16 protein-coding genes are annotated in these 16,684 nt (G+C 40.8%); all 16 read left to right on the forward strand.

What is annotated here, in order from left to right; translation table 11 throughout:
* The first annotated feature begins 124 nt into the window (after positions 1–124).
* A complete protein-coding gene (locus KG007_RS12490; RefSeq protein WP_213349247.1) occupies positions 125–1,102 on the forward strand; it encodes an SDR family oxidoreductase in 978 nt (325 codons plus the stop codon).
* Between the two features lie 22 nt (positions 1,103–1,124).
* On the forward strand, positions 1,125–2,384 hold the full coding sequence (locus KG007_RS12495; RefSeq protein WP_213349250.1) for a nucleotide sugar dehydrogenase: 1,260 nt from the start codon (positions 1,125–1,127) through the stop codon (positions 2,382–2,384).
* A gap of 61 nt (positions 2,385–2,445) precedes the next feature.
* Positions 2,446–3,873, forward strand: a complete 1,428-nt coding sequence (locus KG007_RS12500) for a lipopolysaccharide biosynthesis protein (RefSeq protein ID WP_213349252.1) — start codon at positions 2,446–2,448, stop codon at positions 3,871–3,873.
* Between the two features lie 2 nt (positions 3,874–3,875).
* Positions 3,876–4,514 (forward strand): DapH/DapD/GlmU-related protein, encoded by a 639-nt coding sequence (locus KG007_RS14140; protein ID WP_317194943.1) that lies wholly within the window; start codon positions 3,876–3,878, stop codon positions 4,512–4,514.
* Positions 4,504–5,634 (forward strand): glycosyltransferase, encoded by a 1,131-nt coding sequence (locus tag KG007_RS12510; protein WP_213349254.1) that lies wholly within the window; start codon positions 4,504–4,506, stop codon positions 5,632–5,634. Before KG007_RS14140 ends, KG007_RS12510 begins: the two co-directional genes overlap by 11 nt.
* Positions 5,635–5,734: 100 nt before the next feature.
* Entirely contained in the window at positions 5,735–6,190 is a 456-nt protein-coding gene (locus tag KG007_RS12515; RefSeq protein WP_213349256.1) for an acyltransferase, read from the forward strand.
* Positions 6,191–6,240: 50 nt separating this feature from the next.
* A complete protein-coding gene (locus KG007_RS12520; protein WP_213349259.1) occupies positions 6,241–7,377 on the forward strand; it encodes an O-antigen ligase family protein in 1,137 nt (378 codons plus the stop codon).
* Complete coding sequence (locus tag KG007_RS12525) at positions 7,367–8,425, forward strand: glycosyltransferase (RefSeq protein WP_213349261.1); 1,059 nt, start codon at positions 7,367–7,369, stop codon at positions 8,423–8,425. The genes KG007_RS12520 and KG007_RS12525 overlap by 11 nt, the downstream gene beginning before the upstream one ends.
* Before the next feature lie 2 nt (positions 8,426–8,427).
* Positions 8,428–9,258 (forward strand): glycosyltransferase family 2 protein, encoded by an 831-nt coding sequence (locus tag KG007_RS12530; RefSeq protein ID WP_213349264.1) that lies wholly within the window; start codon positions 8,428–8,430, stop codon positions 9,256–9,258.
* Positions 9,259–9,312: 54 nt separating this feature from the next.
* Positions 9,313–10,308: a GNAT family N-acetyltransferase gene (locus tag KG007_RS12535; protein WP_213349267.1), complete on the forward strand. Its 996-nt coding sequence runs from the start codon at positions 9,313–9,315 to the stop codon at positions 10,306–10,308.
* Between the two features lies 1 nt (position 10,309).
* On the forward strand, positions 10,310–11,053 hold the full coding sequence (locus KG007_RS12540) for a polysaccharide deacetylase family protein (RefSeq protein ID WP_213349269.1): 744 nt from the start codon (positions 10,310–10,312) through the stop codon (positions 11,051–11,053).
* Positions 11,054–11,083: 30 nt separating this feature from the next.
* Entirely contained in the window at positions 11,084–12,070 is a 987-nt protein-coding gene (locus tag KG007_RS12545) for a glycosyltransferase family 2 protein (RefSeq protein ID WP_213349271.1), read from the forward strand.
* Positions 12,071–12,292: 222 nt separating this feature from the next.
* Positions 12,293–12,580 carry an acyltransferase gene (locus KG007_RS14000; protein WP_249413348.1) on the forward strand — a complete coding sequence of 96 codons (288 nt, stop codon included), beginning with the start codon at positions 12,293–12,295 and terminating at the stop codon, positions 12,578–12,580.
* Between the two features lie 9 nt (positions 12,581–12,589).
* Positions 12,590–13,192: a sugar transferase gene (locus KG007_RS12555; RefSeq protein ID WP_213349273.1), complete on the forward strand. Its 603-nt coding sequence runs from the start codon at positions 12,590–12,592 to the stop codon at positions 13,190–13,192.
* Position 13,193: 1 nt separating this feature from the next.
* Positions 13,194–14,441 (forward strand): DegT/DnrJ/EryC1/StrS family aminotransferase, encoded by a 1,248-nt coding sequence (locus KG007_RS12560; protein ID WP_213349275.1) that lies wholly within the window; start codon positions 13,194–13,196, stop codon positions 14,439–14,441.
* A 900-nt stretch (positions 14,442–15,341) separates the two neighbouring features.
* The gene (locus KG007_RS12565; RefSeq protein WP_394369673.1) at positions 15,342–16,679 is read left to right on the forward strand and encodes a 3-keto-disaccharide hydrolase; all 1,338 of its coding nucleotides are present in this window, start codon (positions 15,342–15,344) and stop codon (positions 16,677–16,679) included.
* The last annotated feature ends 5 nt before the right edge of the window (positions 16,680–16,684 follow it).

A 16,684-nucleotide genomic window follows, 5' to 3' on the forward strand; every position in this document is an offset into this window, starting at 1 on the left:
GAAACAGACAGTGCCCGAGTTCATTTCCAAAAACTCCAGGTTTGAGCAGTACGACCGGGAAGAGGTGCGGATCGAGGCCTAATGAAAAAACGAAAATAAATCGGAAATGATTCGAAACATTATTATGAATAAAGTATTGGTTACCGGCGGAGCTGGCTTCATCGGCTCCAACCTGTGCGAAGCATTGCTGCAAAGGGGCGACCAGGTGGTTTGCCTGGACAATTTCGCCACAGGGCACATGGAAAATCTCATTCCGCTGATCGAAAACTACCCCGACCGTTTCAAATTGATCGTTGGGGATATCCGTAATATCGAAGATTGCCGCCAAGCAGTCGACGGAGTGGATTATGTGCTTCATGAAGCGGCTCTGGGTTCGGTCCCCCGGTCAATCAAAGATCCTGTAACAACCAACGATGTCAATATCGGCGGCTTTTTGAATATGATTATTGCGGCGCGTGATGCGAAAGTCAAACGTTTTATTTTTGCCGCCTCTTCCTCGACATACGGAGATTCGCAAAGTCTGCCCAAAGTGGAGGAAGTGATCGGGAAACCGCTTTCGCCCTATGCTATAACGAAATATGTGGACGAACTTTATGCTGACGTATTCGCCCGCACATATGAAGGCTTTGAATATATCGGACTTCGTTATTTTAATGTCTTTGGTCGCCGTCAGGACCCCAACGGCGCATACGCCGCGGTCATTCCGCTGTTCGTGAAGAAATTCATGAACCATGAAGCGCCCAACATCAATGGTGACGGGGAATATTCCCGGGATTTCACTTATGTGGATAATGTGATTCAGATGAATATCTGTGCGATGGAAACTACCAGTCCTGAGGCTATAAATCAAATTTATAATACGGCTTACGGAGAACGTACGACGTTGAATCAATTGGCAGGCTATCTGAAAGAGTTTCTTGCGGAATATGATCCCGCGATCGAAAAGATTGAGTCTACGCATGGTCCGAATCGTACCGGAGATATTCCGCATTCACTGGCGTCTATCGATAAAGCCCGAAGTCTGCTGGGATATGATCCGCAGTTCTCGATGCGCGACGGACTAAAAGAGGCCGTAACGTGGTATTGGGAGAATCTGCAATAAAAAATCGACAAACATAAATAAAATGAAAGAGACAAAAATTTGCGTAATCGGCCTCGGTTACGTTGGCTTGCCGTTGGCGCGACTTTTTTCCACAAAGTATAAAACCGTAGGTTTTGATATGAGCCAAAAACGTGTCGAAGCGCTGATGGCTGGTCATGACGCAACGCTGGAGGTTTCGGACGAACTGTTGCAAGCGGCGATTAGAAATGGATTTATTTGTACCTCGAATATTGAAGATATCCGCGATTGCAATTTTTATGTGGTTGCGGTTCCCACGCCTGTCGACGGGAATAACAATCCGGATCTGACGCCCCTTTATGGAGCGAGCACAACGGTTGGAAAGGTTATTTCAAAAGGGGATATTGTCGTTTATGAGTCGACCGTTTATCCGGGTGTTACTGAAGACGAATGTATTCCGGTTGTAGAAAAAGTTTCAGGCTTGAAGTTCAACAAAGATTTCTTTGCCGGCTACTCTCCTGAGCGTATCAACCCTGGAGATAAAGAACATACAGTTGAGAAAATCAAGAAGGTAACATCGGGTTCTACTCCCGAGATCGGCCGATTCGTAAATGAGGTTTATGCCTCGGTGATTACGGCCGGAACGCACCTGGCTCCGACAATCAAGGTTGCAGAGGCGGCGAAAGTGATTGAAAACTCACAGCGCGATATTAACATCGCTTTTGTGAATGAACTTTCAAAGATTTTCACTTGTATGGGTATCGACACGCAGGATGTACTGGAGGCGGCCTCTACAAAATGGAACTTCCTGCCATTCAAGCCCGGATTGGTTGGCGGGCATTGCATCGGGGTGGACCCCTATTATCTGGCACAATGTGCACAGCGGCACGGCTACAATCCCGAAATAATCCTTGCCGGACGACGTATGAACGACGGCATGGGGGCTTACGTCGCGAATCAAGTCATTAAACTAATGCTGAAGAAGGGTATTCAAGTTTTAGGCTCGGATATCTTAATTCTGGGATTTACTTTCAAAGAGAACTGTCCGGATGTAAGAAATACGAAGGTCATTGACATCTACAAAGCGCTCCAAGAGTACAACCTCAACATTACGGTCTACGATCCTTGGGCCAATCCAACAGTCGCTAAGCGCGAATACAATATTGATATTGTTAGCGAACTTCCCATGAAGAAATTCGATGCAACAATTATGGCTGTGGCACATAACGAATTTCAAAACCTGAATATTAGTCAAATTGGTAAAGATCGCAATGTAATTTATGATGTGAAGTGGTTACTCAAAGAGGCTGATGGCAGATTATAACTATTTAAACAAGCCATATTATGTATAATCATAATATGGCTTGTTCCGTCACTTCGGAATTATGGTCAGTTTAGGAAAAACTTTTGTCGCAGGTGTAATTTGGGGGACGATTGAAAAATTTGCCTCATTATTTATAGGATTCGTCATTACGGTTCTGCTTGCCAGAAAGTTGACGCCGGCTGATTATGGATTAGTTAATATGATCCATATATTTACCGTTTTCGGAATGGTGCTAATAGATGGCGGTTTTGGACAGGCTCTCATTCAAAAACGAGATGTATCAAACAAAGACTATAGTACAATTTTTTTCTTAAACATTCTTTTAAGTTTAGCCGTTTTTGTTGCATTGTATTATTTAGCACCATTTATCGCAGAATTCTATCGACAACCCTCATTAATAAGTATATCTCGCACACTTTTTCTCTTATTCCCGATTAATGCATTCAGTATAATACAACATACCCTTTTAACGAAACAACTTAAAGTGAAGCAACTTACATTGGTGTCGGTTGTTTCCGCTTTAATTTCCGGATTTGTAGGTTTATATTGTGCTTATAGCGGTTGCGGGGTTTGGGCCCTTGTGTATCAAACATTAGCGTTGTACATAGTAAGAACTTTTACCTTGTGGATAATTAATGACTGGAGGCCAATCGTTGTTTTTAGTATCAGCTCTATTAAAGCTATTTGGAATCTCAGCATCAATCTTCTTGGAACTTTTACATTAGCATCGATATTTCAAAATATCTACACTGTTATAATTGGTCGTTTCTTTAATGTTGTAGATGTTGGTTTTTATAATCAGGCATTTAGATTTGAAAGTATAGCCACCAATACTGTAACCTCAGCAGTCCAGAGAGTTAGTTTCCCTGCTTTTGCAGAGTTGCAAAACGATATGGATAGATTGCGTGATGCATATAAAAAGGTCATCAATGTAACGATGTATTTGCATTTACCGATCATGCTTGGTATTGCTGCGATAGGGCATGACTTGTTTTTGGTCCTTTTAACTGAAAAATGGCTTCCGGCAGTTCCATATTTTCACTTATTATGCATTGCAAGTTCCCTATATCCTATGCACATGATCAATGTCAATGTGATTAAAGCTTTGGGAAAGGGAAAACTTTACTTCAGACTAAATTTATTCAAATACTTGTTGATGACCATATTTATTATTCTTACAATAAGGTATTCAATAGTAGTTGTGCTTTTAGGATATGTTGTTGCGACAATTACCAGCTGTTTATTTATTAGCTATTATTGTGGAAAAGAGATAAAATATCCGATATATTCCCAGCTCAAAGACCTTTTGCCAACATTCATCATAACAATCATAATGTTTTGTCTGGTATTTAGTTGCGGCCTTATGAATATTTACCCCGCAATACGCCTATTAGTTGAGATTATAATTGGAATCGTTAGTTATACAGGATTATCTTATATCTTCAAACTAACCCCTTTTACCCATTTACTCGATACTATAAAAAAATAATCATGATTTCATTTATATTCAAACTAATAGAGTTTCCTGGCAAATGGTATAACTGCCATCAGGTTCGTAAGAATGCAACATTTATTGGAAAAGCTCAAATTCTTCGCCATGCACATATACGTCCATTTAGAGGCTCAACAGCTAAAGACATCATTATTGGTAATGATTTTAGGTTTTTTTCTGGAACAATTAGTTCTCAAAACAAGGGGAAAATCACAATAGGAGAGCATTGTAAAATTGGATTTGATTGCAAAATATTGTGTGGCAATTCTATTAATGTGGGGGATTATGTCATTTTAGCTGATAATATTACGGTGTGCGATAATAATAATCATCCAGTCAATCCCCAAGATCGTGCATTGATGTACAAAACTCCATGGGACTCTGAATATCGTGGATGGAAATATAGTCAATCGGCTCCGATTATCATAGAGAATAATGTGTGGATTGGAAGCAATGTCCGTATTTGCAAAGGTGTGACAATTGGACAAGGGGCAGTGATAGCAGCTTGCAGCGTCGTTACAAAAGATGTCCCTGCTAATAGTATTGCTGCTGGCAACCCTGCAAAAATAGTAAAAACAGATATAGATCAATTACCTCGGTTACTTTCTGATGACATATTGGAACAATATGGGAAATAATCACAACTCGCTCCCTACGGTCATTGAAATAATTGGGATGGGAGCAAAAAAATATGGTGGATTTGAAAAATTCATCATTGAAGAATGCCGGCAGCTCAAGTCTATGGGATATCATTTAATCGTCTGTTTTTCCGTAGAACCCATATGTCAGGATTATATCAATGATTTGAAATCTATCGGAGGAGAATGCCGTGTAATACCGTTCAAGAGTCATTTTCGGCATTATCAAGCTATTCGAAATCTGATTAAAGAGTATCATACAATTGCTATACATACAAATTTTTCGAGCTGTGGGTTTTCTACGATGTTAGCAGCAATAAGTCGCAGGGTCAAATATCGCATTGCAACTCAACATTGTCTCCCGTCTTTGAACACGTTTAAGGCTCGAATTATTTATAGTATGGAAAATTTGATATGTACAAAATATTTGTGTGTATCTCAGGCTTCTACCGATGCAATGTGCAACGGCCTGTGGTGGGGGAAGAAAAAGGTAGTTACAGAATATCTTGGGGTTGAAGATTTTTTTTACGATAAGTGTGAAATGATTTCAAAATATGCATTGCCTGCGGATAAAATAAAAATTGCCAATGTAGCCTATCACAATCCCGTTAAAGGTGTGGATGTTCTCTTGAAAGCCGTAGATATACTTGTTCATAAAAAACAGATAACTAATTTCCAAATAGTGCAGATCGGCGGAGGCCAAAATCCGGAACAAACAGAAGCTTTACATCAATTGGAGGCCCAATTACACATTAGTGATCATATTCGTTGGATCGGTGTAATAGATACAGTTCCTGAATTGCTTTCTGCATGTGATATATATTGTCAGCCCTCCCGCTCTGAAGGAATTTCCCTTTCTATCATGGAAGCATCTCTTGCAAATATCCCGACAATAGGTACACGAGTTGGTGGTATTGTAGAAAGCGTTCGAGATGGAGAAACCGGAATACTTGTAGATAAAGAAAATGCACAACAACTTGCCGATGCCCTGGGATATTTAATCAACTCGGCATCAAAACGTATCAGAATGGGGGAAATGGCCCGGAAACATGCACTTCAAAAATTTCAATTAAGATTTAATGTAACTAATTTACTTCATCATTATGGTATCAACATATAGTCGGCCATATAGCAATAAACCCAGGAATCATAAAATAAAGCTAATATAGCTTGCATTATACTATGGCTTCGCTATACATCTTCCCAGTAGTTATAGTTTTATGGGTAAATTATTGCGAGCTAAGGCTATCCGATATGCATTATGCCGACATATTTTTTTGAAATGTGGGCAAAATGTAAATATTGAGCATGGCTGCAACTTTGGATCAGGGTTAGAGATTGAAATAGGAGATAATTCCGGCATGGGGATAAATTGTACATTACCGTCCAATGTCAAAATAGGGGATAATGTAATGATGGGACCGAAATGTTTTTTCCTCGCGTTTAACCATGCATATAAAGATAAATCAAAAAGTATTCAGTCACAAGGTTATACAGACAAAAAAATTACTCGCATCGGCAATGATGTATGGATCGGTCGTGAAGTTTTATTCACTCCTGGCCGGATCGTAAAAGACGGAACTGTAATAGCAGCACGTACAGTAGTATGTAAAGATTTTGCATCCTATTCTGTTATAGGTGGTAATCCTGCTAGATTGATCTCGACTCGAGAATAATGGGTAAAATAATATATATCCTGACAATTCTATATATTGGGCTTATTCCAATGGAGGCAATTACCATTGCTGAAGATATATCTTATGGACGTATCGTATTCATTTTATTGTTTGCATCAAGTTTATTCGATATTTCGCGTTGCTATAAGATAAAAACAACAGAGCAACCCCACATTGTAATTCTATTTTCATTCATATTCTATTGTTTCATATCGATCATCTGGAGTTACGATCAAGATGAGACGTTGCATAGGGTACAACTACTGCTCCAATATATAATTATCACCGTGTTGGCAACCAATGTACTATGCGATTATAAAAGACTAAAATGGGCAATGATCGTATTTTGTTTGGGGTGTGGATATATAGGAATTGCAAGTTTGAGTGAATATCAAATAAACTCGGCAATCGATATGAGTTATCGATCTGAATTCACAACGGGGAATCCCAATGAAAATGCGTTTATGATAAATTATGCAATAATTTTTTTATTGATAATCTCAAACAATTTATTGCGTACTAAGCAACTGCTTAATAATATACTATGTATAGTGGGAATTGTGATATTCAGTTATTTTATTCTAATTTTAGGTTCTCGCAACGGTATAATAATGTTAGCAACGACATTATTATTTTATTCAATTCCGAAAATTTATAGAAAAAATAATTTTAAATCTATACTCACCATATTAATACTGATACTCGGGACCCTATATTTATTTTTTGCACTCCCGGAAACCATTCAGGAACGTTATTTGGGCATTCAAGATCAAATAGCAGAGAATGAAATGGCTGGACGAGGCTATATTTGGAGTAAAATATTTGATATGCTAAGTCAGCCTGGCTTTCCAATAATAAAAGGGACAGGATGGGGAACGTTTATAACCGTTTTTTCTCAATATTCTGGTCAGCAAATTGGAGCGCATAATTTTTATCTAAATCTATTAACAACTACTGGTCTAATCGGATTGTCATTAGTTTTATACTATTTATACCGTCTGTTCTTATATCTCAAATTAATCAGAATTAAAAATAAATCAGTTTATTATCTTTTATTAATTATTCCCCTTATTTCCATGATTACAACTAATTGGGAGTCTCGTAAGTGGTGGTTTATTATATCTATATTTATATACACCTTATACCGTCTGAATAAGAACAACTTATTACCCCATAATGAAGCATAAGATTTTATTCGTTGGTACATCAGTAAGTGGTGGTGGCGCAGAACGAGTATTCATTAATATTATCAATAGTTTGGATCTGTCCAAATATGAAATCAAGGTTTTTTATACTTGTGCATCTGAAAAGTGTAATATTGATCCGCTAATCCCTATAGCATTTGCAAATAGACCTCACATGCGACAGGCATTGAAACAGTTGTGTAAGTTAATACGTGAATTTCGACCTCATAGCGTATTTACATCGCATGGTACAATCGCTTATACATTGCCAATAGTAAGATTTATAACAAAAAATAATTTTAAAATTTATACTCGTGTAGCTGTTACACCTTCTGAAATATATGAGACGAGTATTAAAGGAAAGCTACTGCATTACATTTATCCGCTACTTTACAAAGAAATGGATATGGTGATTGCTCAAACCGAGTATATGCGCCAAGATATCATAAAAAGTTATGGGTTATCCCCTCAAAAAGTAAAGGTCATTTTCAATCTAATTGACAAAGACTATGTGAGAACGCAATCTCAAGAACCAATCGCTGAAAATATTTCTAAATCAGAATTTAATATAATAGCAGTTGGTGCGCTTTATTCCATCAAGGGGTTCGATATTTTAATAAAGGCTGTTATTCCACTGATTAACTCTAATAATCATATAATAGTCAGAATTCTTGGAGAAGAGCGTTATGAAGTAGGCTATCGTGACTATTTACAATCTTTGATTGATAAAAATGGCCTACATGAAAATATAATATTAATGGGGCATAAACCTAATCCCTACCCATACATCAAAGCTTCAGATCTTTTCATAATGTCTTCCCGTACGGAAGGATTTCCCAATGTAGTTCTTGAAGCATTAACGCTAGGCGTACCCGTAATTGCCACCAATTGTGTCGATTTCAACTCAATCATATATGAGGGTATTAATGGTTATGTCGTTGAAAAAAACAATATAGAATCCCTTCAAAGCGGAATAAAACGAGCTTTGACAACTTCATTTGATATATCAGCCATTTGCATCAATAATTTTAATTATAACACATTGTTTTAGCATTGAAAAAGATAAAGGTTTCTGTCATAATTCCCTCCTATAAACCTCAAAATTATTTATGGGAATGCCTTGAGTCTATACAAATTCAAACAATGCCGCAGGACGAGTTTGAGGTGATTCTCATCTTAAATGGATGCCGTGAGCCGTATTCTAAAGAAATTGAATCATTCATATCAAAGTATCCTGCTGAAAATCTGACAATGCTTCAAACAGATATCCCAGGCGTTTCAAATGCTCGAAATATAGGCATAGATAACGCGAAGGGAGAGTTCTTAACGTTTATCGATGATGATGATTATATTTCCCCTACTTATCTTCAAGAGTTATATAATATTGCAAAAGAAGGTATAACTCCTGTAAGTAATGTAATAGCTTTCAATCATGTTACAGGGCAATATGAAAGAAATTATCTCACAGAATGCTATAAACACTTATACGATAAAGACAAAATCACAATCATGCAGGCCCGATCTTTTATGTCGGTACCGGTTGCAAAGATTTTATCAAAAAATGCAATAGGTCTTCGCCGATTTGATCCGGAGTTCAAAGTCGGAGAAGACGGCTTATTCATGTTTCAGATATCCAATAAAATAAAAATATTAAAAGCGGCATCTCCAAGTTGCGTATATTATCGCCGAAATCGAGACGGTTCTGCTATAAATCGCTTAAGGCCAAGAGGCCAAAGGTTAAAAAATAACTTTAAATTGATGACTAGCTATACTAAATATTATTTACAAGATATTCGCCATTATAATATCCTCTTTTATATCTCACGCCTTATCGCAGAAATGATATCAATGATATTTGCCGTAAGAGGGAAGATTCAACAATGAAATAGTTGAATCTTGAATTATAAAAAGCGAAAACTGATATCTAAATAATCAAATATGTACAAATTTACAATCTGCGAAGAGAATGATATTCCATGGACTCAAATAGAATCTTGTTCTGATTCTAATATTTTCCATACAAAAGATTGGATGAAATTCTTGATTGTATGTAAAGGTTTGCAACCGTTTATCGTTCGAATTCATCTCGAAGAAAAACTTATTGGTTTCTTTATCGGATATAGGTTTAAAAAATTTGGATTGAATATTATTGGGTCTCCCTTTGAAGGATGGACAACAAGTTATCAAGGAATATGCACATTATATTCACTCAATAAAGAACTGCGCGTCTCCATCTACAAAGAGCTTTCCGAATATTGTTTAAAATATTGCATTCTTCTTCAGTTCTCAGATTGGAATCTGAACAACGGAGATGTAAAGGGATATTTCGAAAACTTTAACTTTCAGAACAGTTATTATTTGGATTTATCTCCAGATATTGAAACTCTTTTTAAAAGTTTTAAGCAAAAATCATGTCAATACGCTATTCATAAAGCTCAAAGATTGGGCGTCAAGGTTCTAGAGCCGAAACATCTTCATGAATTTGCGGAAGAATATTATAATGAATTAATTGATGTCTTTTCCAAACAAGAGTTAACACCTACATATTCAGTTGATCATGTTAAATATTTACTTGACAATGTATCACCTTGTCATCGTATTCTGTTGGAAGCTAGACACCCTGAAACCAATATATGTATAGCTACAATTATATTTATTTACCATAACCATATGGCTTTTTATTGGGGAGCGGCAAGTTACCGAGCTTATCAGAAATATTGTCCCAATGAATTGTTGATGTTTGAAGCTATCAAGCGAATGAAGGACGTCGGGGTATCTTTATTGGAAATGGAAGGCATTCGACCATACAAAGAAAAGTATAATCCTATCCAATATTCCAAACCTCAAGTTTTAGTTACAAAATATCCATTTGTTATACCCATGAAGAATTTCGCGAAAAAAGCCTATTATTATATCAGAAATTTCAAAAAATAGCATGGCCAAGATAGTGCTGATGTATCACGATTTATATATCAAATCGGGAACAGAAAGCGGATTTCAGAATGAAAGTGCGTTTCAGTATAAGATTCAAATAGATGAATTTGAAAGGCATGTTAAAGCAGTAGTTGATTACTGCCGCAAGCATTTGGATGTCCAAGTTGAATTTACATTCGACGATGGAGGTATATCATTTCTGAATTTAGCGGCACCGATATTGGAAAAATATGGACTTAAAGGCGTATTTTTCATCAGTACCGAATATATAAATACACCTCTTTTTCTAACATCGGTCCAACTGCAAGAACTATCAGACAGGGGGCATCATATAGGGTCACATGCTCACTCTCATAAGCCGCTAACAACATTATCAGAAAATGAGATCACAAAAGAGTGGGTAAATTCCATCAATCTAATAAAACCATATACAACAACGAATATTAGTGCATCCATACCCAATGGCGATGAAAATTCAATTGTGAGGAAGAAGGCTTTAGAAGCTGGAATAAATAAGCTTTATACCTCTGTCCCTACAACCCAAACAAAGCGCTTCTATGGAATGCCCATATTCGGGCGTTATGTAATATATCAAGGTATGACTTCAACAGATGTTATTGCAATCATCTCTAACAAACATCACCGTAATAAAATATTTCTTAAATGGAAATTGTTGTCTTTGGCCAAAAATATTTTAGGAAACAAATATAACAAGATCAAAGTATTTTTATTTAAACGCAATTAATAATCTATTTATAATTATATAATTAACAACATGCTAAGCGTTGTATGCCCAATCTACAATGAGGAAAAATACATTCGTCAGTGCATAGACTCTATATTATCACAAGATTATCCATACAACGATGTGGAAGTACTCTTTGTGGATGGTATGAGCACAGATCGGACTCGGAAGATTGTCTCTGAGTATACTAAACGGTATTCGCATATTCGGTTGATTGACAATCCTCATAAGATAGTTCCGTGTGCAATGAATATCGGTATACACGCTTCAAAAGGAGATATAATCATTCGCCTTGATGCTCATGCAAGTTATCAACCTGATTATTTTTCTGTTTTATATCGATATTCGTGTGAACTTCGTGCTGAAAATGTTGGCGTGGTCTGTAAAACAGATGTTTTGAATAAAACACCAAAGACTTTGGCGATTCGGGAAGTATTGAGTAATAAATTGGGAGTTGGAAATTCTGCATTCAGAACCGGGGTTAATCAAATTATGGAGGTAGATACGGTTCCATTCGGTTGCTGGCCTCGTAGTGTGTTTGATAGATATGGGTTATATGACGAACGCTTAATTCGTAATCAAGACATTGAGCTAAATAAGCGAATAAAGCATGGCGGAGGTAAAATCGTAATCGTTCCGGATACCTATTGCACCTATTTGGCGCGCGAAACTTTCAGCGGATTGGCAAAAAATAATTTTGGAAACGGCAAATGGAACATTCTAACAGTTTATTACACAGGACAGTTTCGGTCACTTTCCTTACGTCATTTTATTCCGTTGATTTTCCTCGTATCACTCATATTGCCAGTACTTGTATCATTCATTTGTCCACCATTAGGATTGGTAGCTATTTTATCAATAGTGGGATATTTATTTGCAATAGGGGCAATTAGTGGAATGCTTGCACATAGAAAAGGCTTACATTTTGGTTACCTTTTATGGAGTTTTATTGTTTTGCATCTATCCTATGGATGGGGATCGTTGTACGGACTCATTAGCGTGATATTTAACAAATAATAAGCATATGGTTCAGAGAGAGACAGTAGCCTCCTTTCTTTGGCGTAAAGTCAAAAAATCCCCCCCCCTTATTATTGTTACTATTCTCCACTCACCATTATATTCAAACCGGTACGGAAATGGTTTTCTGTAGTATTTATTCCTTCCATACCGTTCAACGGTTTGCGTGTACAATGTTACAGGTGGTGCGGCTATAAAATCGGAAAGAACACATTTATCGGCATGCGTTGTTATCTTGATGATATGTGCTTTGATCTTATGGAAATCGGTGAAAATGTCACCATCTCTTATGGTGTCTATTTTGCTTGTCATGGCAAAAACCAAGGACATCATAAGATTACGATTCAAGATGGTGCTTATATTGGGATGAGAGCCTCGGTGGTAGCACGGACCGATATCAAAATAGGGAAACATGCCATTATTGGGGCGCAGACATTGGTAAATAAAAATATTCCGGCCAATCACACTGCTGTTGGTATTCCCTGCCGTATTTTCCCCAACAAAAACTAATCTTAAATCATGAAATACCTTTTTGACCGGGCAGTCTCGCTGCTCGGGCTATTGGTTCTTTGGCCTGTACTGATCGTTATCGCTCTGTCGATCAAAATAAAAATGCCGGGAGGTCCCGTGATTTTCAAGCAGCAACGCATAGGCCGGAATGGGAAACTCTTTATGATGTACAAATTCCGGTCGATGACCGTCTCGCACTCCGGATCGTCTGTATCCGTAGCTGGCGAGAGCCGGATCACGCCTCTCGGAGCGAAACTGCGCAAGTATAAGTTCGATGAATTACCCGAATTGTGGAATGTTCTGAAAGGTGATATGAGTTTTGTCGGACCAAGGCCCGATGTTCCGGGATATGCCGATAAACTCCGGGGTGAAGATCGCCTTATTTTGAAACTGCGGCCCGGAATTACTGGTCCTGCATCGTTGAAATATGCCAACGAGGAGGAAATTCTGGCGACGGTTCACGATCCGGTTCGCTACAACGATGAAGTGATTTTTCCCGATAAAGTCCGCATCAACCTCGATTACTATTACAACCATACGTTTTTCGGGGATATAAAATTAATCTTTCAAACCATTTTCAGATCATACGAATTAGCGGAAATACCTAAATAAAATGGCACAAAACAGAATCTATCTCTGCTTGGCACACATGTCGGGTGAAGAGCAGAAATTTATCAAAGAAGCGTTCGATACCAATTGGGTCGTACCTTTAGGGCCAAATGTCAATGCTTTCGAGGAGGACCTGAAACAATTCACCGGCGGAGCCAAAGAGGTTGTCGCGCTTGCGTCCGGAACAGCCGCCGTACATTTGGCTTTGTTAGCTTGCGGAGTAGGGCCGGACGATGAGGTGATCGTGCAAAGTTTTACATTCTGCGCCTCTTCGCATCCCGTAACTTACCTTGGGGCCACGCCCATCTTCGTTGATTCGGAGCCTGAAACCTGGAACATGGACCCTGCTCTGCTTGAAATGGCTATCGAAGAGCGTATTGCCAAAACGGGCAAGAAACCGAAGGCAATCGTTCCGGTAGCCCTATATGGTATGCCTTATAAAATCGACGAGATTATGGCTGTTGCCGATAAATACGACATCCCGGTCATCGAAGATGCCGCCGAAGGCTTCGGTTCAAAGTTCGACGGGCGGGTACTCGGGACGTTTGGCAAATACGGCGTTCTGTCGTTCAACGGCAATAAGATGATCACCACGTCGGGTGGCGGAGCACTGATCTGTCCGGATTCTGAGGCAAAGAAGGAGATCATGTTCTACGCCACACAAGCCCGTGAAGCCTATCCCTATTACCAGCACGAGCAGATCGGATACAATTACCGGATGTCGAACATTTGTGCCGGAATCGGACGTGGGCAGATGACTGTTGCTGACGAGCATATCGCCCACCACAAACATGTTTGCCAACTCTACAAGGAACTGCTGGCCGGAATCCAGGGTGTTGAACTGCATGAAAACCCGTCGCTGCGTTACGACAGCAACTATTGGCTCTGTACGATTCTGCTCGATCTATCTTTGCACGTAAAAGGAGAAGAACACGCCTATGAGACAGCTGTCCAAGGTGCAGTCGGCGGGGCGGCCGGAGTAACGCATGTCGCTGGGGCACTCCACACGGCCTGTGAACCGAACCCGAACGTCGAGGCAATGCGTATGGCACTGGACGCTGCGGGCATCGAATCCCGGCCGCTGTGGAAACCGATGCATTTGCAGCCGGTTTATGCAAAGAATCCGGCTTATGTGAACGGTGCGAGTGACTCCTTATTCAAACAGGGGCTGTGCTTACCCAGCGGTCCCTATGTGTCGGATGAGAATGTACGTTATATCGTCGACCAAATCAAGGAAAATATCGTCAGATAACCATCCACAGAAACTCGAAAATCGGACTGATTTTTTCCATCAAATTGACTGTTGGAAATATCAATAATGAGTCGTATTTTTATATTTAGGCATAGAGATGTATTGAGGTGCAAAACAACCGCTGTAAACTTGTGACCTCAAAAACAAAGAACGAATATAACATATTGATACATAAAGAACAAAGGCAATAGGTCCGAGGCTCGTTTTCCGCTCCAAAGAGGTCATCTTGACCTCTTTTTTGTTGCGCAAAGCGACGCAAATAGAAGCAAATAATACTGTATATCAACGATATGCGGGGTTATTTCATTTCGCAGCCATAGCAAAGGCAGGCATCCGAAAGCAGGTCACTAAAGTGCTTAAACGTGGTACATGGGTACGAGCCGAGGAAATGTACCACGCGAATGGTGATAATGCACTGAACGACATCGGTTTGATTTAAGGTCTATGTGATTAAGCATTCGTTTTGCGGCGAAAAGAAAGGAGCGGCTTATTTTGAATTGCTGTTTTTGGGGTTGAGAATCTGACGAATAAGTTGCAGTCTTCGTTGCCGGGCGCGAAAGGCGCATTCGGTGTGGGGCTCGCGTTGTCGGTGTCTCCTTGGACAGCTTCATCATACCCGATCGGGAAACGACTGGTTTCATGATGCAGTCCTACGGGTGTCAGGCCAAAGGAATGCCGGTCAGGGATACTTTCGGCGCGGCGGAGCATGCGCCTTAGATATGCGGCAAAACCCGAGGCATGGGGGCTTTATGCCCCTGGAGTAAGGACGCAGGGGTTGGAATAGGGGCGTAGGGGTTCGGAGGCGGTAAAACTTGACCAAACTGTCGCCTATTTTGAGACGATACGGGCCAAAAATGGAAAAAAATGAGTTATCTTCGTAAAATCAAAACTACCCAAAAAATAATGAAAAAAATACTTCTTCTACTCTTGGGGACCTGTACCGTTGTCGGAGCACAGGCTCAATGGCAAACACTTTTCAACGGCAAAAACCTGAACGGCTGGAAGACGGTCGCCGGTACGGCCGAATACCGGATCGTCGACGGTGCTATCGAAGGCATCAGCAAGACGGGTACGCCGAACACCTTTCTCCGCACGGACAAGGAGTATGGCGATTTCATCCTGGAGATGCTGTTCCGGGTCGACGAAGGGTTGAATTCGGGCATTCAACTGCGCAGCCACCTGACCGACGGCCGTGTGCGGGGCTACCAGTACGAGATTGATCCGTCGGCGCGTGCATGGTCGGGCGGCATCTACGACGAGGCGCGCCTCGGGTGGCTTTATCCGCTGACGACCAATCCCGCGGCGCAGCGGGCTTTCCGCCACGGCGACTGGAACAAAGTCCGCGTGGAGGCGGTCGGCAACCGCATCCGGACCTGGATCAACGGCGTTCCGGCGGCGGACGTGCTCGACGCGCAGGATGCTTCGGGTTTCATCGCCCTGCAGGTGCATGCCATCGGCAAGCCCGAACTGGCCGGCAAGAAGGTCTGCTGGAAGGATATCCGCATCCTGACCTCCGGACTGGAGTACGAACTGTCGCCCGAAACGGGCATTGCGCAGCACAACTGCATTCCCAATACAATCTCGGAGCGTGAGAAGGCCGAAGGCTGGAAACTGCTGTGGGACGGTAAGACGACCGACGGCTGGCGCAGCCACAAGGGCCCGCAGTTCCCCGGCAAGGGCTGGCACGTCAAGGACGGCATCCTGACGGTCGAAAAGGCCGACGGCGCCGAATCGGGCAACGGCGGCGACATCATCACGACCGCAAAATACCGGAATTTCATCCTGACGGTCGACTTCAAGATTACCGAAGGCGCCAACAGCGGCATCAAGTACTTCGTGAATCCCGACATCAACAGCGCCAAGGGCGGTTCGGCCATCGGCTGCGAATACCAGGTGCTCGACGACGCGAAGCATCCCGACGCCAAGCTGGGCGTGAACGGCAACCGCAAGCTGGGTTCGCTCTACGACCTCATTCCCGCTCCCGCGGACAAGCCTTTCCGCAAGGGATTTTTCAACAAGGCGACCATTGTCGTTCGAGGCAACCACGTCGAGCACTGGCTCAACGATGTCAAGATCATCGAATACGAGCGCAACAATGCGATGTGGGACGCGCTGGTCGATTACAGCAAGTATAAGGACTGGGTGAACTTCGGCAACTTCGAGAGCGGCCATATCCTGCTGCAGGACCACGGCGACGAAGTCTATTACAAGAATATCAAGATCAAGGAGTTGGACTAAAAACT

Origin of the sequence: Alistipes montrealensis (assembly GCF_018362775.1) — a bacterium.
In the GTDB taxonomy this organism is placed as follows: domain Bacteria; phylum Bacteroidota; class Bacteroidia; order Bacteroidales; family Rikenellaceae; genus Alistipes; species Alistipes montrealensis.

Coding starts and splice junctions, on each gene's coding strand:
- KG007_RS14000 (WP_249413348.1), top strand. CDS start 12,293: ATGCGTTGTTATCTTGATGATATGTGCTTTGATCTTATGGAAATCGGT.
- KG007_RS12500 (WP_213349252.1), top strand. CDS start 2,446: ATGGTCAGTTTAGGAAAAACTTTTGTCGCAGGTGTAATTTGGGGGACG.
- KG007_RS12515 (WP_213349256.1), top strand. CDS start 5,735: ATGGGTAAATTATTGCGAGCTAAGGCTATCCGATATGCATTATGCCGA.
- KG007_RS12495 (WP_213349250.1), top strand. CDS start 1,125: ATGAAAGAGACAAAAATTTGCGTAATCGGCCTCGGTTACGTTGGCTTG.
- KG007_RS12525 (WP_213349261.1), top strand. CDS start 7,367: ATGAAGCATAAGATTTTATTCGTTGGTACATCAGTAAGTGGTGGTGGC.
- KG007_RS12510 (WP_213349254.1), top strand. CDS start 4,504: ATGGGAAATAATCACAACTCGCTCCCTACGGTCATTGAAATAATTGGG.
- KG007_RS12540 (WP_213349269.1), top strand. CDS start 10,310: ATGGCCAAGATAGTGCTGATGTATCACGATTTATATATCAAATCGGGA.
- KG007_RS12555 (WP_213349273.1), top strand. CDS start 12,590: ATGAAATACCTTTTTGACCGGGCAGTCTCGCTGCTCGGGCTATTGGTT.
- KG007_RS12490 (WP_213349247.1), top strand. CDS start 125: ATGAATAAAGTATTGGTTACCGGCGGAGCTGGCTTCATCGGCTCCAAC.
- KG007_RS12560 (WP_213349275.1), top strand. CDS start 13,194: ATGGCACAAAACAGAATCTATCTCTGCTTGGCACACATGTCGGGTGAA.
- KG007_RS12545 (WP_213349271.1), top strand. CDS start 11,084: ATGCTAAGCGTTGTATGCCCAATCTACAATGAGGAAAAATACATTCGT.
- KG007_RS14140 (WP_317194943.1), top strand. CDS start 3,876: ATGATTTCATTTATATTCAAACTAATAGAGTTTCCTGGCAAATGGTAT.
- KG007_RS12535 (WP_213349267.1), top strand. CDS start 9,313: ATGTACAAATTTACAATCTGCGAAGAGAATGATATTCCATGGACTCAA.
- KG007_RS12520 (WP_213349259.1), top strand. CDS start 6,241: ATGGAGGCAATTACCATTGCTGAAGATATATCTTATGGACGTATCGTA.